The organism is Variovorax nivicola, from assembly GCF_051216475.1.
In the GTDB taxonomy this organism is placed as follows: Bacteria; Pseudomonadota; Gammaproteobacteria; order Burkholderiales; family Burkholderiaceae_C; genus Variovorax.
Window position 1 is genome coordinate 232,104 of the sequence record NZ_JBPJZK010000002.1, and the last position, 18,127, is coordinate 250,230.

The 18,127-nt window shown below is 67.0% G+C and carries 18 protein-coding genes; 11 read left to right on the forward strand and 7 right to left on the reverse strand.

The window, feature by feature from the left end; genetic code table 11:
* Window position 1: 1 nt before the first annotated feature.
* The 4 genes from ACSFBF_RS09605 to ACSFBF_RS09620 all read left to right on the forward strand — a co-directional run bounded on the left by ACSFBF_RS09605 (window position 2) and on the right by ACSFBF_RS09620 (window position 4,218).
* The gene (locus ACSFBF_RS09605) at window positions 2-1,216 is read left to right on the forward strand and encodes a 3-hydroxybenzoate 6-monooxygenase (RefSeq protein ID WP_435466327.1); all 1,215 of its coding nucleotides are present in this window, start codon (window positions 2-4) and stop codon (window positions 1,214-1,216) included.
* Window positions 1,213-2,610: an MFS transporter gene (locus ACSFBF_RS09610; RefSeq protein WP_435466329.1), complete on the forward strand. Its 1,398-nt coding sequence runs from the start codon at window positions 1,213-1,215 to the stop codon at window positions 2,608-2,610. Before ACSFBF_RS09605 ends, ACSFBF_RS09610 begins: the two co-directional genes overlap by 4 nt.
* A complete protein-coding gene (locus ACSFBF_RS09615; RefSeq protein WP_435466331.1) occupies window positions 2,607-3,020 on the forward strand; it encodes a DoxX family protein in 414 nt (137 codons plus the stop codon). Before ACSFBF_RS09610 ends, ACSFBF_RS09615 begins: the two co-directional genes overlap by 4 nt.
* A gap of 136 nt (window positions 3,021-3,156) precedes the next feature.
* On the forward strand, window positions 3,157-4,218 hold the full coding sequence (locus ACSFBF_RS09620; protein ID WP_435466333.1) for a maleylacetate reductase: 1,062 nt from the start codon (window positions 3,157-3,159) through the stop codon (window positions 4,216-4,218).
* Window positions 4,219-4,303: 85 nt separating this feature from the next.
* On the opposite strand, the gene ACSFBF_RS09625 is transcribed toward ACSFBF_RS09620, so the two are convergent.
* Both ACSFBF_RS09625 and ACSFBF_RS09630 read right to left on the reverse strand, forming a co-directional pair.
* A complete protein-coding gene (locus ACSFBF_RS09625; RefSeq protein ID WP_435466335.1) occupies window positions 4,304-4,687 on the reverse strand; it encodes a helicase SNF2 in 384 nt (127 codons plus the stop codon).
* Window positions 4,688-4,801: 114 nt separating this feature from the next.
* Window positions 4,802-6,469, reverse strand: a complete 1,668-nt coding sequence (locus ACSFBF_RS09630) for an adenylate/guanylate cyclase domain-containing protein (RefSeq protein ID WP_435466337.1) — start codon at window positions 6,467-6,469, stop codon at window positions 4,802-4,804.
* A gap of 66 nt (window positions 6,470-6,535) precedes the next feature.
* On the opposite strand from ACSFBF_RS09630, the gene ACSFBF_RS09635 reads away from it, so the two are divergent.
* Window positions 6,536-7,255 carry a Crp/Fnr family transcriptional regulator gene (locus tag ACSFBF_RS09635; RefSeq protein ID WP_435466339.1) on the forward strand — a complete coding sequence of 240 codons (720 nt, stop codon included), beginning with the start codon at window positions 6,536-6,538 and terminating at the stop codon, window positions 7,253-7,255.
* A gap of 3 nt (window positions 7,256-7,258) precedes the next feature.
* Here the strand turns inward: ACSFBF_RS09635 and ACSFBF_RS09640 are convergent, their stop codons facing one another.
* Entirely contained in the window at window positions 7,259-7,732 is a 474-nt protein-coding gene (locus tag ACSFBF_RS09640; RefSeq protein WP_435466341.1) for a DoxX family protein, read from the reverse strand.
* 133 nt (window positions 7,733-7,865) lie between these two features.
* Entirely contained in the window at window positions 7,866-8,795 is a 930-nt protein-coding gene (locus ACSFBF_RS09645) for a LysR family transcriptional regulator (protein WP_435466343.1), read from the reverse strand.
* 44 nt (window positions 8,796-8,839) lie between these two features.
* On the opposite strand from ACSFBF_RS09645, the gene ACSFBF_RS09650 reads away from it, so the two are divergent.
* The 6 genes from ACSFBF_RS09650 (at window position 8,840) to ACSFBF_RS09675 (ending at window position 15,748) form a co-directional block, all read left to right on the forward strand.
* On the forward strand, window positions 8,840-11,269 hold the full coding sequence (locus ACSFBF_RS09650) for a hypothetical protein (RefSeq protein WP_435466345.1): 2,430 nt from the start codon (window positions 8,840-8,842) through the stop codon (window positions 11,267-11,269).
* On the forward strand, window positions 11,266-12,018 hold the full coding sequence (locus ACSFBF_RS09655) for a hypothetical protein (protein ID WP_435466347.1): 753 nt from the start codon (window positions 11,266-11,268) through the stop codon (window positions 12,016-12,018). The genes ACSFBF_RS09650 and ACSFBF_RS09655 overlap by 4 nt, the downstream gene beginning before the upstream one ends.
* A gap of 156 nt (window positions 12,019-12,174) precedes the next feature.
* Entirely contained in the window at window positions 12,175-13,014 is an 840-nt protein-coding gene (locus tag ACSFBF_RS09660) for an intradiol ring-cleavage dioxygenase (RefSeq protein ID WP_435466349.1), read from the forward strand.
* A 33-nt stretch (window positions 13,015-13,047) separates the two neighbouring features.
* Window positions 13,048-13,653 (forward strand): nuclear transport factor 2 family protein, encoded by a 606-nt coding sequence (locus ACSFBF_RS09665; RefSeq protein WP_435466351.1) that lies wholly within the window; start codon window positions 13,048-13,050, stop codon window positions 13,651-13,653.
* A 6-nt stretch (window positions 13,654-13,659) separates the two neighbouring features.
* Window positions 13,660-14,640: a Bug family tripartite tricarboxylate transporter substrate binding protein gene (locus ACSFBF_RS09670; RefSeq protein ID WP_435466353.1), complete on the forward strand. Its 981-nt coding sequence runs from the start codon at window positions 13,660-13,662 to the stop codon at window positions 14,638-14,640.
* Between the two features lie 349 nt (window positions 14,641-14,989).
* The gene (locus ACSFBF_RS09675) at window positions 14,990-15,748 is read left to right on the forward strand and encodes a sulfite exporter TauE/SafE family protein (RefSeq protein WP_093057601.1); all 759 of its coding nucleotides are present in this window, start codon (window positions 14,990-14,992) and stop codon (window positions 15,746-15,748) included.
* Between the two features lie 15 nt (window positions 15,749-15,763).
* Here the strand turns inward: ACSFBF_RS09675 and ACSFBF_RS09680 are convergent, their stop codons facing one another.
* The 3 genes from ACSFBF_RS09680 to ACSFBF_RS09690 all read right to left on the reverse strand — a co-directional run bounded on the left by ACSFBF_RS09680 (window position 15,764) and on the right by ACSFBF_RS09690 (window position 18,123).
* Window positions 15,764-16,123: a DUF1428 domain-containing protein gene (locus tag ACSFBF_RS09680; RefSeq protein WP_435466355.1), complete on the reverse strand. Its 360-nt coding sequence runs from the start codon at window positions 16,121-16,123 to the stop codon at window positions 15,764-15,766.
* 70 nt (window positions 16,124-16,193) lie between these two features.
* Window positions 16,194-17,666 carry a DHA2 family efflux MFS transporter permease subunit gene (locus tag ACSFBF_RS09685; RefSeq protein WP_435466357.1) on the reverse strand — a complete coding sequence of 491 codons (1,473 nt, stop codon included), beginning with the start codon at window positions 17,664-17,666 and terminating at the stop codon, window positions 16,194-16,196.
* Window positions 17,667-17,703: 37 nt separating this feature from the next.
* Window positions 17,704-18,123 carry a VOC family protein gene (locus tag ACSFBF_RS09690; protein ID WP_435466359.1) on the reverse strand — a complete coding sequence of 140 codons (420 nt, stop codon included), beginning with the start codon at window positions 18,121-18,123 and terminating at the stop codon, window positions 17,704-17,706.
* Window positions 18,124-18,127: the final 4 nt, after the last annotated feature.

The window sequence follows — 18,127 nt, forward strand, 5'->3', positions numbered from 1 at the left end:
CATGAACGCGCAGAAAGACACCCGCCCCGTGCTCGTGGCCGGCGGCGGCATCGGCGGGCTCGCCGCGGCGCTGGCATTGGTGCGCGAAGGCTATCGCGTCAAGGTGATCGAGCAGGCCGGCCACATCGGCGAGATCGGCGCGGGCATTCAGCTCAGCCCCAACGCCTTTGCGGCCTGCGACGCGCTGGGCGTGGGCGAGCATCTGCGCGCCAAGGCGGTTTACACCGAAGAGATGGTGATGTTCGACGCCATCGACGCGAAGCGCGTGGCGAGCATTTCGCTGTCCGACCGCTTCCGCGAGCGCTTCGGCAACCCCTATGCGGTGATCCATCGCGCTGACATCCACGGCGCATTGCTCGAAGGTGTGAAGGCCACGACGGAAGGCATCGAGTTCCTCACCTCGACCAAGGTCGTGCACATCGAGCAGGACGATGCGGGCGTCACATTGATCGACGCACAGGGAGGCCGCCACGAAGGCCAGGCCGTGATCGGCTGCGACGGCGTGCGCTCTGCAGTGCGCCAGCAGTACGTGGGCGACAGCATCCGCGTGTCGGGTCACGTGGTGTTCCGCGCGGTGATCGATACAGCCGACTTCCCCGAAGCATTGCGCTTCACCGCGCCGTGCATCTGGGTCGGGCCCAACTGCCACCTGGTGCACTACCCGCTGAAGGGCGGCGACAAGTTCAACATGGCCGTCACCTTCCACAGCGACCAGCCCGAGGAGTGGGGTTCGATGGATGGCGACCCGGCGGAGGTGCAGCGCTACTTCCGTCCCACCTGCGAGCAGGTGCAGCAGTTGCTGCGCATTCCGAAGGCGTGGAAGCGCTACTCCACCGCCGACCGCAACCCCATCGAGCAATGGACCTTCGGCCGCGCCACGCTGCTGGGCGACGCGGCGCATCCGATGGTGCAGTACCTTGCGCAGGGAGCGTGCATGGCCTGCGAAGACGCGGTGACGTTGGGCCTCGCGCTGCGCCGCGAAGAGGGCGACTGGCCGCGTGCACTCGCGCTGTACGAGCGCTCTCGCGTGGCTCGCACCGCGCGCGTGGTGCTGTCGGCGCGCGAGATGGGCCGTATCTATCACGCCAAGGGCGTCGAGCGCCTGGTGCGCAACAGCATGTGGACGGGCAGACCGCAGGAGCGCTTCTACGACGCGCTCGAATGGCTCTACGGCTGGACGGCCGCGAACTGCCTGGGCGATGAGGTGACCGCGTGAAGATCCTGCCGCATTCCCTCGAAGCGGGCGGAGGGGCCGCCACCGCCACCATCGACATCCCCGCGCTGATCGACAGCCACCCCGTCAGCGCCTTCCAGAAATGGATCCTGCTGCTGGTCGGCTGCGCCGTCGTCATGGACGGCTTCGACGTGCAGGCCATGGGCTTCGTCGCACCCGCCATCGTGCGGGCCTGGGGCATCGAGAAAGCCGCCCTCGGCCCGGTGTTTGGCGCGGGTCTGCTCGGCATGCTGGTCGGCTCGCTGGTGCTGAGCATCTGCGCCGACCGCATTGGGCGCCGTCCCGTGCTGCTCGGCGCCACGGTCTTCTTTGCGCTGTGCATGCTGGCGACGGCGTTCACGCACACGCTCGACGAGCTGCTCGCCATGCGCTTCATCACCGGTATCGGCCTGGGCGGCATCATGGCCAACGCCAGCGCGCTGGCCAGCGAATACAGCCCGCAGCGCAGGCGCGTCACGCTGATGATGTGGGTGTCTTGCGGCTTCACGGGTGGCGCGGTGCTGGGCGGGCTGATCTCGGCCGTGCTCATTCCCTGGGGCGGCTGGCAGGCGGTGTTCATCTTCGGCGGCCTGGTGCCGTTGGCGATCGCGGCGCTGATGCTGCGCTACATGCCCGAGTCGATGCAGTTCCTGGTGCTGCGCGGGCGCAAGCTCGACCGCGTGCAGCAGTGGCTGGCCCACATCGCGCCCGAGGTTCGCGTCGGCCCCGGCACCCGCTACGTGGTGCACGAGGCGAAGCAAGACGGCGCACCGGTGGTCGAGCTGTTTCGCGCAGGGCGCGGGCCGGCCACGCTGCTGCTGTGGGGCATCAACTTCATGAACCTGCTCAACCTGTTCTTCCTAGCCAACTGGCTGCCCACCATCGCGACCGAGGCCGGCTACAGCGGCGGCACGGCTGTGCTGGTCGGCACGCTGCTGCAGGTGGGCGGCGTGGTGGGCACGGTGGCGATGGGGCCGCTGATCGACCGGGTGGGCTTCTACCGTGTGCTGGTGCCGGTCTTTGCTGTGGCGGTGGTGACCATCGCGGTCATTGGCCAGCCGGCTTTGCCGCTGGCGCTGTTGCTCGCGGTGGTCACGGTCAGCGGCTTCTGCGTGGTGGGCGCGCAGCCCGCGCTCATTGCGCTGGCGTCGAGCGTGTACCCGACGACGGTGCGCGCCACCGGCATGGGCTGGAGCCTGGGCATCGGCCGCGCGGGCTCCATCGTGGGGCCGGTGCTGGCGGGCTGGCTCATCGGGCTGCACTGGACGAACAGCGCGCTCTTCATCGCGGCGGCCGTGCCGGCGCTGCTGTCGTGCGCGATGGTGCTCTGCATGGGGCGACTGAAATTCACGGGCACCACCGAGATCCCGGCCAACTCTTCTGGAGAAACGAAATGACGACGACGAACAACTCTTCCCGCGGCTGGATCCTTGCCGCTCGCGTGCTGATGGCCGTGATCTTCCTGGTCGCGGGCGTGCGCAAGCTGATGACCTATGGCGCAACGCTCGGCTACTTCGCCAAGCTCGGCATTCCGCTGGCCGACGTGGTGCTGCCGCTGACCATCATGCTCGAGATCGGCGGCGGGCTGCTGCTGATCGCCGGCTGGCGCGTGCAATGGGTTGCCGGCGCGCTGGCCCTGTTCACGCTGGCCACAGGCTTCACTGCGCACGCGTTCTGGGCCGCCGACGCGGCGCAGTTCAACGCGCAGCTCAACAATTTCCTGAAGAACGTGGCCATGGCCGGCGGCTTCCTGCTGCTCATCGTCCAGGCGGGCGCTGGCGAGAGGGCTGCTGGCAACCGGGGCTGAGCGGAAAACTCCTTTCCGTTCCTGTCGTTGAATGAAGAGCCGGCCCGGCGGGACACTCGCCCGACGGGCCGCCGGCGTATCGTGGATGCCCGGCATCGGTCGTTCATGAATACTCAAGAGACAGACAGGAAAAGCCATGACCACACCATCGTTCGTCTACACCAGCGTGCCCCAGCGGGTGGTGTTCGGCGCGGGCTCGCTGCAGCACTTGGCGCGCGAGATCGACATGCTCGGCGCGCGCCGGGCCCTGGTGCTGTCCACGCCCGAGCAGCGCCCGCAGGCCGAGCGCGTGGCCGACATGCTGGGCGCGCACGCGGCCGGCGTGTTCGACCGTGCCGTGATGCACGTGCCTATCGAAACGGCGCGTGAAGCGAGGGAAGTGGCCGCCCGACTGGGCGCAGATTGCGCCGTGGCCATCGGCGGAGGCTCCACCACCGGGCTGGGCAAGGCCATCGCGCTCGATTCGGGCCTGCCGATCCTCGCCATCCCGACCACCTATGCGGGCTCCGAGATGACGCCGATCTACGGCATTACCGAAGCCGGCATGAAGAAGACGGGCAAAGATTTCAAGGTGCTGCCGCGCACCGTCATCTACGACCCTGAACTCTCGCTGGGCCTGCCCGTGGGCATGAGCGTGACCAGCGGCATCAACGCCATCGCGCATGCGGCCGAAGGGCTCTACGCTGTCGATTCGAATCCGATCATGGACCTGATGGCGCAGGAAGGCATTGCCGCACTGGGCCGCGCGTTGCCCGCCATTCGCGCCACGCCCAAGGATGCGAGTGCCCGCAGCGACGCGCTCTATGGCGCCTGGCTCTGCGGCACGGTGCTCGGCAATGTCGGCATGGCGCTGCACCACAAGCTGTGCCACACGCTGGGTGGCAGCTTCAACCTGCCGCATGCCGAGACCCACACCATCGTGCTGCCGCATGCGTTGGCCTACAACGCCGAAGCGGCGCCGCAGGCCATGGCTCGCATCGCGAAGGCACTGGGCGGGAGCAGTGCCGCGCAAGCCGTGTACGACCTTGCGCGCGACAACGGTGCGCCGGTTGCGTTGCGCGACATCGGCATGAAGGAATCTGATCTCGACCTGGCCTGCGAGCATGCGCTGAAGAACCAGTACCCCAATCCGCGCCCGCTGGAGCGCGACGCGATTCGTGCCTTGCTGCAGAACGCCTGGGAAGGCGTGCGGCCCTGAGCTGACCAAAAAAAGCCGGCCTCTGCTTTCGCAAGGGCCGGCTTCGGCGCGGACGCTCGCCGAAGCGAGACAGATTGCGGGTCGATTACAGCGGCAGTGCGTCGCCACGGGCAGCAGCGCGGGCCGCGGCACGCACCGTGGCACGGTCGACCGTGCTGGCCACCATCGGGGCTACACCCGACGAAGCGCCTTCAGCGTAGGGGTTGTCGCTGCGCGCGGCGGCAACGGCTTCGGCGCGGATCGCGGCGCGGCTGGTCGACGAGGAGATCACCGGAGCAGGGCCGGCGTTGGCGCCGTCGGCATAGGGGTTGTCGTTGCGTGCGGCAGCCACGGCTTCGGCCCGCACGTCCATGCGGCTGGCGGACGATGTGATGGCGTGCACGCCTTCGTAGGTTTCAGCGTGCGCGCCCGCGGCACCCAGCATGGCGAATGCGGCGGCGGAGATGGCGATGAGTTGCTTGGTGTTCATGATGAGGATCCCTTCGACTGTCGGTGTGGGCGGCGGACATTCGTCGTTGCCACGGGATGCAGTGTGAAATTGCATTGCGGTTTGCGCTGTGCGTTTGCGCACCGCTTTCGGCAACTACAGGGGAGCGGCGGCGTGCGGTGCGTAGAGCACCGCAAGAGGTTCGGAGCGGCCGCGCACGGTGAGCGTTTCGACAGCGCCCATGGCATCCGCAACGCCGGCCTGCTCGGCCGCGAACAGCGAGACGACCAGGCGCGATGCGGCCGTCTTCGAGTGGTCCTGCAGCCGGCTCGCGGTGTTGACCACTTCACCGATGGCCGTGAAGGTCGTGGTTTCCAGGTAGCCCACTTCACCCACCGCCGCACGGCCCGCATGCAGGCCCATGCCGAACTCCAGCCGCTGGCCGAACTGCGCCTCGAAGCCTTCGCTCCACGCGTCCATGCGCTGGCCGATCAGCTCCGTCGCGCGCAGTGCCTGCCTGCAGGCGGTGGGCAGGTCGCAGTCGAGCCCGAAGATCGCCATCACGCTGTCGCCGATGAACTGGTTCGGCACGCCGCCGCTCTCGCGCACGGCCGCACCTACGGTTGCGAAGTAGCGGTCGAGCACGTAGGCCAGGTCGAAGGGCCACTGTCGCTCCGACAGGCCCGACCAGCGCCGCAGGTCGACGAACAAGATCGCCACGTCGCGCTCGCGCCCGAAGCTGCCGACCGGCGCGGGCCGGCCTTCATTGGGCAGCGGCGCAAACAGCGGCGTGACCTCGATGTCGCCGCGCGGGCGCAGCTGGCAGGCCAGGCGCACGTCGGCCGGCGCGCGCACGCGTTCGAGCGTGCGCTGCTCGTCGCGGCCGGGCTCGCCGATGTGTTCGGCCGGGCCGGCCACGCGCACGCGGCAGGTCGAGCAGCGCGCCCGTCCGCCGCAGATCGACACGTGGGCGATGCCATGCGAGCGGCTCGCTTCCAGCACGCTCCAGCCGCGCGGCACCTGCACCGTGCGGCTGGGGTAGCGCAGCGTGACCGATGGCTGCCGCGACCAGCGCGCGAAGCTGTTGCGCCCCCAGCGCGCCGCCAGCAGCGCCGTAAGCGCTAGCCCGTAGAACCACTTGATGTTGCCTTCGGCCGCACTCAGCGCCTTGCCCTGCTCGGGCGTCGGAAGCACGGTTCGCGGCACGCCGCCCCACTGGAACTCGCGCCCCATCGACAGGAAGCCCATCGCCGCCGTCAGCGGCAACACCACCGCGACGGCCAGCAGCAGGTAGGAAAAGCGCCGCCAGGCCGGCTGCGCCCGCAGAGCGAAGTGCAGGCCGAGGCAGCCGTGGGTCCAGGCCGCCAGCATCATCAGGAGCTGCGCGCCTGCGCCCCACCAGTCCCACAGCCCCCAGACCACGCGCACGTACGAGCCCTCGATGCCGTAGGCCAGGTAGGCGCCGCGCATGGCCGTAAGGTGCGTGGCCAGCAGCAGCGGCAGTGCAAATCCCAGCAGCACGCGCAGGCCTTCGAGCGGCGGCATGCGCAGGGTGCGGCGCTCCCACAGCGCGACCACGGCCAGCGCCAGGTGCGTGGCGGCCGCGCCGTACAGCAGCGCGGTGCCGGGCAGGCTGTGCCAGAACTTCTGCACGCCGCGCAGCACGGTTTCGGCCGCTGCAAAGGAATAGATGCCCAGCGAATGGTTCAGCAGGTGCGCCGTGATGTAGGCCATCAGTACCAGTCCGCTCGCCCAGCGGAGATTGCGCCGTGTCGGCGGTCTCAGCGAAAGAAAAGGGACGGCAGGAGCGGAACGTCTGTCCATGAACGGGTTCGAAACGGCACCCGAGCATAATCCGCGCGCCTATCCCCGTTGACCATCGACCCCGGCATGGCCAAACCTGAACCCACTCCCCGCTCCAGCCTCGCACTGCGCCAGATCGCGCTGTTCGAAGGCCTTTCAGACCAGCGCCTGGACCTGCTGGCCCAGCAATGCCTGTGGCACAGCGTGGAGGCCGGCAAGCCTTTGCTGCTGCGCGCCGAACAGCAGGGCGACCTGTTCCTGCTGGTCTCGGGCCGGGTGCGGGTGACGACCTACTCAGCCAACGGCCGGCAGGTGACCTTCCGCGACTCCGAGGCCGGCGAGCACTTCGGCGACATCGCCGCCATCGACGGCGGCCCGCGCTCTGCCGACGTGGTCACGCTCGAACCCAGCGTGGTCGCCAGCCTCGACCGCACCGCCTTCATGGCCCTGCTGCGCGACGAGCCGCTGGTGGCCCAGCGGGTGATGCTGCGGCTGGTGTCGCTGGTGCGGCAGCTGTCGGAGCGCGTCATCGACCTGAGCACCCTCGGTGTGCAGAACCGGCTGCACGCCGAGCTGCTGCGCCTGGCCCGCACCGCCGGCATCGACGGCAACCAGGCCCGGCTCGACCCTGCCCCCAAGCACGCAGCGCTGGCCAGCCAGATCAGCACCAACCGCGAGCAGGTCACCCGCGAGCTGAATGTGCTGGTGCGCGGCGGCGTGCTGCGCAAGGACGACAAGGCCCTGCTGGTGGCCGACGTCGCCCGCCTGGAGCTGATGGTCTCGCAGGTGCGTGGCGACGGCGGCTGACGATCAGTTCCAGCGGCCCTTGACGCCGCCCACGCTGAAGCGGCCGGCACCCAGCAGCACCACCGTCAGCGCGCCGAACAGGTACAGGCCCTGCAGTTCCAGCGCCCAGCCGCCCTGCTTGGTCAGCGAGAACAGGTCGGCCATGTGCACCAGGCCGAAGGCCACCAGCATGTTGATGACCACCACGGCGGCGGCCGCACGGGTGAAGACGCCCGCGATCATCAGCAGCGGAGCGACGATTTCGCCCACGTACACCAGGTAGGCCAGCCCGCCCGGCAGCCCGGCCTTGGCCAGCATGCCGCCGATGAAGCCCACGCCGGCCGACAGCTTGAAGATGCCGTGCAGCAGCACCAGGAAGCCGATCGTCACGCGGATCAGCAGCTTGCCGGAATCGTCCAGCGTGGTGGGGGAGAGGGCGGAAAGCGGCGATGCGATCGGCGCACGCGGGGTGTTGGCGGCTGCGGCCTGGGTGTTCATGGCAGATCCTTGCTTGGTGGAAAACGGTGGGTCCGCCGCGGAATGCGACGGTTGCGGTTCCAGTTTGCGGAGCTGCCGAAATCAGGGATGTGCGTTTACGCACATGTTTTGGCGAAAGGGCCGATCCGCCGGGTCAGTGGCTGCCGAAGTGCCCTGTCCACTTTCTTTCGTAGTCCATCTTGGCGAAATGCGCCGCCATGAAGTCGATGAAGCTGCGCACCTTCGCCGACAGGTGCTTGCGGCTCGGGTACGCCAGGTTGATGGTCAGGTGCGGCAGGTCCCAGTCGTCCAGCGTGGGCACCAGCCGGCCGGCCACGATGTCCTCGTAGACGATGTAGGTCGGCTGCACCAGGATGCCCATGCCGTCGAGCGCGGCGGCGCGCAGCACCTGGCCGTCGTTCGATTCGAGCAGGCCGGTGACCGACACCGTGTGCGTTTCGCCCTTGCGGGTGAAGCGCAGCTCGTTCGGGTTGTTGGCGTGGGTGTAGATCAGCAGCTTGTGCTGCTTCAGCTCGTCCAGCGTCTTCGGAAAGCCGTGCTGCGCAAAGTAGCGCGGCGACGCCGCCAGGATGCGCCGCGTCTCGCCGAGCCGGCGGATCGTGACGTTCGAATCAGGCTCGTACTCGCGCGTGCGGATCGCCACGTCGATGTTGTTGTCGATCAGGTCGAAGTAGCGGTTGGCCGCCTCCACGTGCACCGTCACGCCCGGGTAGCGTTGCGTGTACTCGCGCAGCAGCGGTGCGATGTGGTGGATCGAGAACGACAGCGAGGCCGTCACGCGCAGCACGCCGGTGGGGTTGAGCGCGGTGGCGTTCACCGTCGATTCGGCGTCCGACAGGTCGGCCAGAATGGTCCGGGCGCGGCCGCAGAACTCGCGGCCGGTGTCGGTGAGGTACAGCCGCCGCGTGTTGCGCTCGACCAGCCGCGCGCCCAGCCGTTCTTCGAGCGCGCTCAGGTGCCGGCTCGCGGCGGCGTTGGAGAGGCCCAGCGCCTCGGCCGCGCGGCTCAGGCTGCCGGCATCGGCGATCTGCACGAGCAGGGCGATTTCGGTCCAGCGGTCCATGGGGGTGTCTCCGGGGCTTGTTTGTCTTGGCGGGGGATGGATCGTTGGACCACAACGTTCGCAAGCGTTTGATTTTATGTGGCGGCCAACTGGATGGCGGCGCCCTGGAAAACCTGTGCAGGTCATCCCCAAATCAGGGGATTCGCAGCCCGACGAGCCAGGGAATCATTCGCCTTCGTCTCCTTTTGCCATATTGCAGGCGCCTCGCAACTGTGGCTACATCGACTGTGGAGGGGCACATGAACCGAAGAACTCCATTCGCCCGCGCGTTGCGGCAGGTCTACGGGTACGCGCGGGCCTTCGTCGGCCGACCTGCGGCCGATGCCCTGCGGGGGCTGGTGCGCTGCATCTTCCCGATTGCTTCCTTGCTCCTCTGGGTCGCACTGATCTTCAGCGACCAGGGCAAGGATGTGCTGCGCCATGTCGTCGAGGCGCTGAGCGCGGATGAGAGCATCAACGACGCCGCATTCCTGGGTCTGGCCACCACGGGCCTGGGCCTGTCGATCTGGTACACGCTGCGCTGGATGCTGACCGTGCAACTGGCTGGCGTGCGCTTTCGCCGCAAGGAGCCAGGATGGTTTCGCGTCCTGCTTCCGCGTGTCGCGGGCGCTGCGGTGCCCATGCTGGTGGCCGTGTGCGTGCTGTTCTTGGTTCCGCCCGACGCCTCCGGCGAGCCTGCGGCGCGACAGAAAGTGCAGACGGCGAGCTACCTGATCGGCGGCAGCTTCGTCGTCATCGCCGTGGCGATGTTTGTCTTCTTCGTCAGTCGGCGCAAGATTTTTCGTCTCGGCAAGTCGTCCACGCTGCCATTGCGTGCGCCCCTGCCAACCGAGACGCGGCTCGTGCTGTGGTGGAGCACCGGCGCGCTCCTGATGCTGTCGGTGATCTTCACGCTGGTGCCGCTGGCGGGGCCGCGCGTCATAGGCAGCGCAGCGGCTCCTGCGTTGGCCGTGGCAGTCATCAACCTCATTGGCACCTTCCTGCTGACCTATCTGCCCATGAAGCGAGGCATTCCGTCCCTCGCAATCGTGGTCGTTGCGTGGGCGGTGCTGGCCGGCTTCCTCAACGACAACCACACATTGCGCGATGCGCCTGATGCCAAGTACCCGGCGGCCGACCGCCCCGATCTGCGAGAAGCGCTGAAGACATGGCTCACGGCGCAGGGCGTGACGGAGAACAAGTCACGCACAGGGCCCGACCGCGTGTACCCGATCATCATCGTTGCGAGCGAGGGCGGTGGCATCCGCGCGGCGTACTGGACGGCCGCAGTGCTCGACAAGTTGCATGCGCCACGGCCTCCGGAGCAATCGACTTTCGACGCCAGTCGACACGTCTTCGCGCTCTCCGGCGTGTCGGGCGGCTCACTCGGACTGGCATCCTGGTTGGCTGTCAGGCGAGGCAACCTGTGCCCGCCGCCGCCGTCGGTAGAGCCACCAAGCTATCCGCCCACAACTGCTCCGCTGGCGCTGTCGCGCGACTTTCTTTCGCCCGCCCTGGTGGGGCTCTTCTATTACGACCTGGCGCAAAGCTTCTGGCCCTGGCCATATCCGTGGTTCGACCGCTCGCGCGGGCTGGAGGAGGGCTGGCAGCGGGCGCATTCGCAAGTCCCGGGGCGGCCCTTCGAGCACACGCTTGGCGCACTGTACGAAGGCTGTCCGCAGCTGCCGTTGCTTTTCATGAACACGACCGTGGTCGAGACGGGCCAGCGCGGCATCATGGCGCCGGTGAGTCTGGAGTTCATCAAGTCGGCACCCGAGCCGGCGCCAGATGCATCAGCGCAATGGGGCAGGGATGTGGTCGACCTGATGGACAGAAAGTGGACCACTTCGACGCAGCCATTGAGCGGACTCGTTCACCACAGCGCGCGCTTTCCGATCGTGAGCCCACCGGGCTCGGTCGAATCGAGCAATGGGCGAGAGGGGCGCCAACAAGAGGATCGCACCGAAGCCTTTCGCCGGCACCACCAGCCCCACACACGGATGCGCCTGGTCGATGGCGGCTACTTCGACAACTCCGGGGTGCAGACCGCACTGGATCTGTTCCTCGCGTTGAAAGGCCTGAAGGATGTGGTGCCCGGCGTCCAGCTGCGCCCGGTGTTGCTCGTGGTTTCGAACAGTGGTGCCGCTGATCCGGATGGCGCGTCGCAGGTTGAGAAAAAGCTGGAACCCTCCGCACCCCGCCTGCTCCACGATTCGCTCTCGCCACTGCGCGCGCTGGTCGGCGTGCGCGATTCGCATACGCGCATCATGCTGGCTGAGGCCCAAGAACGCTTCGGCGCCGACAACGTGATCAAGATTCCGATGCCACTCAATGCGAAGGGCGCCGACCCGGCGCTCGGCTGGTCGTTGTCCAGCCATGCGACGCAATTCATGGACGGCAAGGCACTGAGCGCTGTTGAAGAGGCGTACGAGAGGATCGCAAAGGCGTCGTGCAATCGTTCGTCCGGCAGTGACGTCTGCGAGGCCAAGCCATGAAGCACAGCATGCAAACTCGCCACTGGTTCTTGCTGCTCGCCTGGGCTGCATTCGCGTGTGGCATCGGGCTGGTCTACTGGATGACGCCGGGCGATGCACTGGAAGCGCTTGGCCAGGCAGACCGCCGTTTCGAGTTCTCGCAGGTGCTGGCCCGATGGGGAACGCTTGGTCAACTGCGCTGGGTGCTGTTCTTCGACTCGACCCTGATCGTGCCGGGCTACGTCGGCCTGTTCATCCTCTTTGCGCGGCGTGTGTTCGCGCGAGGCGATGGCCGGGTTGGCATCAATATGCCTTTACACCTGTTGATCGCCGCCCAGGTCTTCGCCGGCCTGGTCGATCTTGTTGAAAACGGCGTCACCATGCGCGCCGCCGAAGATTCGGTTGCCGGCGTGCTGGCCGATGCAATGCTGGCCGACCTGCACTTGCTGACGGCCCTCAAGTGGGGTGCCCTTGGAGCGGCGTGGTTGGCTCTTGGTTGGAAGGCTTTCTTCGCACGGATCATTGTCGAGGCCCATGGTCCGCACGAAGTATTCGCCTGGCGCTTTGCCGGACTGTTCGCGGTAGTGGGTGGCTTTCTTCTTGTCGGTTACGCGCTCGGCCAGACGGAGTGGCGCACTGTGGGCCTTCTTACCTGGTTCACCGCGCTGCTCGTGTTCACCTTCGCGGATGCAACCGCCGATCCCGAGCCTGAGTCCTCGCCGCGTATAGCGATAGCGGGGCATGCTCCAGAAGAGGTTGCGCGAGATTGACGCCTGCTCGGGGGCGTCGGTCCCGATGATTCTGGTGCGGCGCCGGGTGTGACCGTTCCGCTGGGCGGAAAAATCATTTGCGCCCGGGCGCTTTCGTGCGAGCGGTGTGCGGCCTACAGTGCGCCGTACCCCAGAGACAACACGGAGACAGCCACGATGCGCAACCTCAACCAGGACAACATCACCCAGGCCGTGCTCGCGCGCTTCGCCGACACCCCCAGCCCGCGCCTGCACGAGATCATGACCAGCCTGGTGCAACATCTGCACTCCTTCGCCCGCGAGGTGAAGCTCACCGAGGATGAGTGGTTCCAGGGCATTCAGTACCTCACCGCCACCGGCCAGAAGTGCGACGACAAGCGGCAGGAGTTCATCCTTCTGTCGGACGTGCTGGGCCTGTCGATGCTCACCATCGCGATGAACAACGACAAGCCTGCAGGCTGCACCGAGGCCACCGTGTTCGGCCCCTTCTACTTCGAGGGCGCGCCCGAGTACGAGCATGGCGACGACGTGGCCAACGGCGCGGTGGGAGCCCCCTGCGACGTGTTCGCCACGGTGCGCGGGCTCGACGGCGAGCCTGTGGCCAATGCGGTCGTCGACGTGTGGCAGGCTGACGAAGGCGGCCACTACGACGTGCAGCACCAAGGGCTGGACCACGCCGAGAACCGCGGCCGCCTGCGCACCGCGGCCGATGGCTCGCTGCATTTCCGCAGCGTGCTGGCCGAGGCTTATCCCATTCCGGTCGACGGGCCCGTGGGCGACCTGCTGCGTGCGACCAAACGCCACCCGTGGCGGCCCGCGCACCTGCATTTCAAGATCGAGGCGCCGGGCTACGAACGGCTCATCACCCACGTGTTCCGCGATGGCGACCAGTGGCTCGACTCCGATGCGGTGTTCGCGGTGCGGCAGTCGCTGGTCGCGCCATGGAAGAAGCAGGACAACGGCCGCTGGCGGCTGGACTTCGACTTCGTGCTCAACCCGTTGAAGCAGCCTGCTTGATCTAGACAAAAAACAATGAAGGAGACAACGCAAATGACAGACACCCTGCAGCAGGAGCTGCTGATCCGCCGGATGATCGAGCGCTGGGCCGTGTGGCGCGACGCTGGCGACTGGGAGCGCTTTGCCACCGTGTGGCACCCCGAGGGCGTGATGATGGCCACCTGGTTCCAGGGGTCGTACACCGAGTTCATCCGCGTCACGCAGGAGGGCTGGGCCAAGGGCGTGAGCATCCTGCACTTTCTGGGCGGCTCGGCCATCGAGGTGGCGGGAGAGCGCGCCATTGCGCAGACCAAAATGACCATCTCGCAGCGCGGCATGGTCGAGGGCGTGCTGTGCGACGTGGTGTGCACCGGCCGCTTCTACGACTTCGTGGAAAAGCATGGCGGCGAATGGAAGCTGCTGCACCGCCAGCCGATCTACGAGAAGGACCGCATCGACCCGGTGGACCCTGCCGCCACGGTGAAGCTCGATGCTGCCGTGTTGGCCGACCTGCCCGAAGGCTATCGCCACCTTGCCTACATCCAGCAGCGCATCGGCTACACGGTGAAGCTGGACATGCCGATGCTCAAGGGGCCGGCGGTGGAGGCGCTGTACCAGCGTGGTGCGCGCTGGCTCGCTGGCGGCGCACTCGAGCGCTGAACAGCGATGGACACCACACTCGACCGCCGCAGCGTCATGGTTGCGGCGCTGGCGATGCTCGCCATGCCGAAACTCGTGCTTGCGCAGGACTGGCCCGCGAAGCCGCTCAAGCTCGTCGTTCCACAGCCACCCGGCGGCGGCTTCGACTTTGTCGGCCGGCTGCTCGCCGAGCGCCTTTCGCGCGCGCTCGGCCAGCCCGTGATCGTCGACAACCGCTCGGGCTCCGGCACGGTGGTCGGCACCGACTTCGTCGCCAAGGCGCCGGCCGATGGCTACACGCTGTTGGTCGGCTCGGTGTCGAACCTCGCGCTCAACATGGGGCTGTACAAGAACCTGCCGTATGACTCGCTGCGCGACTTCGAGCCATTGGGGCTGGCCGTGGCCTACAGCTACACGTTGATGGCGCGCAAGGATCTGCCGCAGGGTACGCTGAAAGACGTGGTGGCTTTCGCCAAAGCCAACCCGAAGAAGCTCAACTACGCATCGGCCGGTAACGGCTCTGGGCAGCATGTGATCGCGGCGGCGTTGTGGCAGCAGGCTGGTGTGGAGCTCACGCACGTGCCGTATCGCGGTGCGCAGGCGGCTTACCAAGACCTGCTCGGTGGGCGGGTCGATCTGTTCTTCGATCTTTCGCCGACGGCACGGCCGCAGGTGGCGGCCGGCAACGCGAAGGCGCTTGCGGTGTCGGGTACATCGCGGCTGCCGACGCAGCCTGACGTGCCCACCATCGGCGAGACCGGCGTCGCGAAGCTGGAGCTTGAATCGTGGTTCGGGCTCTTTGCACCGGCGAAGACGTCGCCGGCGGTGCTGGAGCGGCTGCGTGCGGAGCTTGCGAAGGTCATCGCAATGCCCGAGGTGATGGATTCGTTCGTGAAGGCTGGCGGCAAGCCGCTCGCGTTGTCACAAGCCGACACGCACGCGTTGGTGCGCAAGGACGTGGAGCGCTGGAGCCGCACGGTGCGTGAACTGGGCATCCAGCCGGAGTAGTTCGTTTCGGCTGCTTCGTTTCGTGTTGTGTTCGGGGTGCGTGCGAATGACACCGGGTACTCCCCTCCGCGAATGTCCCCCGCCTTCGGCTCCTCCTTTATTTCGCTGCGGGGAGCACCCGGCGCCATTCGCACATGGACGCGGCGCTTATGCGAGCCGATTAACCGCTGCGCCAATCGATCACGTCGATGGGGTGCCTTGCGCAGCGAAATAAAGGAGGAGGCCGAAGGCCGGGGGACATTCGCGGAGCAAGGTACCCCGTCGGCGTGAGCGCGCCCCCAATCTAAAGGCCTGCTACGCTAGCGAAGCCCGCCGCTCCGGTGGGCTTTTTTCTGCGCTTCCTCTTCCCATGGCCTTTCCCCTCATCACCGACCCGCATTTCTATGCGGTCGCCATTCCCGCAGTGCTGCTGCTCGGCATCAGCAAGAGCGGCTTCGGCGCGGGCTTCGGTTCGCTCGCGGTGCCGATGATGGCGCTGGCCGTCACGGTGCCGCAGGCAGCCGCCATCCTGATGCCGCTGTTGCTGCTGATGGACGTGCTGGGCCTGGCGGCGTTCCGGCGCGACTTCGACCGCTCGCTGCTCAAGTTTTTGATTCCGTTCGGGCTGCTGGGCACGGTGATCGGCACGCTGCTGTTTCGCATGCTGTCGGCGCACACGGTGGCGGGCATCGTCGGCGTGTTCACGCTGCTGTTTCTCGCACAGCGGCTGCTGCTTCCGCCCAAGCCCAATGACCCGCTGCCTTCGCGCGGCGTAGGCGCGGTGCTGACTACGGTGTCGGGCTTCACCAGCTTCATCGCGCATGCGGGCGGGCCGCCGATCAATGCCTACGTGATTCCGCTGCGGCTCACGCCGGTGGTTTTCACCGCGACGATGGCCTACTTTTTCTTCGTGGTGAATCTCAGCAAGTGGATTCCCTACGCGTGGCTCGGCCTGCTCGACTTTCGCACCCTGGCCACGTCGCTGGTGCTGATGCCGCTCGCGCCCCTCGGCGTGTGGGTCGGCATCCGCATCGCGCGGCGTATCGATGCAACCTGGTTCTATCGCTTCGTGTATCTGGGGATGCTGCTCACGGGCCTGAAGCTCGTCTACGACGGCTTCCTGGCCTGAGCATCCCGGGCGGGATCAGAGTTCGACGATGCTCTTGAAGCCGCCGAAGATCATGCGCTTGGCATCGAACGGCATGGTCTTGGGGTCCATCGACGCGATGCGCGGGTCGGCCATGACCTTCGCGTTGATCGTGTCGCGGTGCTTGCGCGACTTGTAGACGATCCACGAGAAGGCTACCGTCTCGTCGGCCTTCAGCTTCACGCTTTGCGGAAAAGAGGTCAGCTTGCCGGGCTTCACGTCGTCGGCGATGCACTCCACGTATTCGATCGCGCCGTATTCCATCCAGACCTTGCCGGCCTTGCGTGCCAGCTTGCGGTAGGCCTCGACGTTGGCGGTGGGAATGGCGACGATGAAACCGTCTACATAACGAGCCATGGGTGTTCTCCTGAATAAGTTGTGAAAACGCTGAAGAAAGAAAACCGGCGGTTGCATGGCGTGGTGTTGCTCACGATGCCGCCGTCCCCCGGGGTGCCCCTTTTCCGTCAGCCTTTTCGTTGTTCTCCATTTGCCCAGGCATGGCGGTGCGAAGCAGCAAGGCCCCGATCAAACCCGCCGCCGCCGCGAACACGGCGCCGACGAGAAACGCAAGGTTGTAGCCACCGGTGAGGGCCAGCGGCATCTGCGCGCCGGCCGCTTCCATCGACGCGCTGCGCGCGGCCGCGGCGCTGGCCAGCACGGCCAGGCCCAGCGCGCCGCCCATCATGAAAGAGGTGTTGACCACGCCCGAGGCCAGGCCCGAATCGGAGGGGCTCACCTCGCTCATGGCAGCCAGCAGCACCGGGTTGAAGGCCATGCCCGCGCCCAGGCCGAGCAGCATCATCCCGGGCAGCACGTCGACCGCGAAGCTGCCGTTGACCGGCGCGCGTGCGAACAGCGCCAGCCCGATGGCCGCGAGCCAGAGCCCGGCCGCCAGCGGCTTGCGAATGCCGAAGCGCATCACGATCTTGGCCGAGAGGCCGAGCGAGAACACCGCCATGATGATGTTGGCCGGCAGGAAGGCCAGCCCGATCTGCATGGGCGTGTAGTTGAGCACCAGCTGCATGTACAGCGCCGAGATGAAGAACCACGCGAACATTGCCGCGGCCCACAGCACGCCGACCACGTTGGCGACCGACACGCTGCGCAGCTTGAACAGGCCCAGCGGCATCAGCGGATGCTGCACGCGCGACTCGATGACGATGAAGACTGCGAGCAGCACCACGGCCGCGCCGAGCAGGCTCACCGTTTGCGTGGAGCCCCAGCCAGCCTCGTTGCCGTTGACCACGCCGTACACCGCGAGCATCAGCGACAGCGTGACGGTGATTGCGCCGGCCACGTCGAGCTTCTCGCCGTGTGCATGGCCGCGCGCGCTGGGCAGCAGCGCCACGCACAGCGCGTACACAGCCACGCCGATGGGCAGGTTCACCAGGAAGATCCAGTGCCAGCTCAGCGTGCTCGTGAGCAGGCCGCCCAGCAGCACGCCAATGCTGCCGCCGCCCGCGCACACGAAGCCGTACACGCCCATCGCCTTGGCTCGGTCGGCCGGTTCGGTGAAGAGATTCATGATGAGCGAGAGCGACACGGCCGAGACCACCGCTCCGCCCAGGCCCTGCACCGCGCGCGCCGCCACCAGCAGACCCTGCGAGGTCGAGACCCCGCAGGCCAGCGATGCCAGCGTGAACAGCACCAGGCCCGCGAGGAACACGCGGCGGTGGCCGTACAGGTCGCCGAGCCGCCCGCCCAGCAGCAGGAAGCCGCCGAAGGTCAGCATGTAGGCGTTCACCACCCAGACCAGCGAGGTCTCGGTGAAGCCCAGGTCGGTGCGGATCGAGGGCAGCGCCACATTCACGATGGTGGTGTCGAGCACGATCATCAGAACGCCGAGGCACAGCACCATCAATGCGAGCCAGCGCTTGCGGCTGTCGAGTTGGTTGGTCATGGGAAGTGCGATTCCTGTAGAGCGATGGAGGGACGGCTCAGACCAGCGGCTTCCCGCCGTTGATGAGCCACGGCGTGCCGAAGCGGTCGGTCACCATGCCGAAGCCTTCGACCCAGAAGGTCTTGGCGAAGGGCATGAAGACCTGGCCGCCGTCGGCAAAGGCGTCGAACACGCGGCGTGCTTCGGCGACGGTATCGAGCGTCAGCGCAACGCCGAAGCCCTTCATGCCTTCGTACGGCTGGCCGGGCATGGAGTCGGAGGCCATGAGCATGCCGTCGCCGTAGGCCAGGGCGGCATGCATGATGCGCTTCTTCGCCTCGGGCGGGAACTGCTCGGTGTCGGGCGCTTCGCCGACGGTCATCATCATCTGCATGGTGCCGCCGAGCGTCTTCTCGTAGAAGCGCATGGCCTCGGCTGCGTTGCCGTCGAACGTGAGGTAGGCGTGAATGGGGGACATGAGG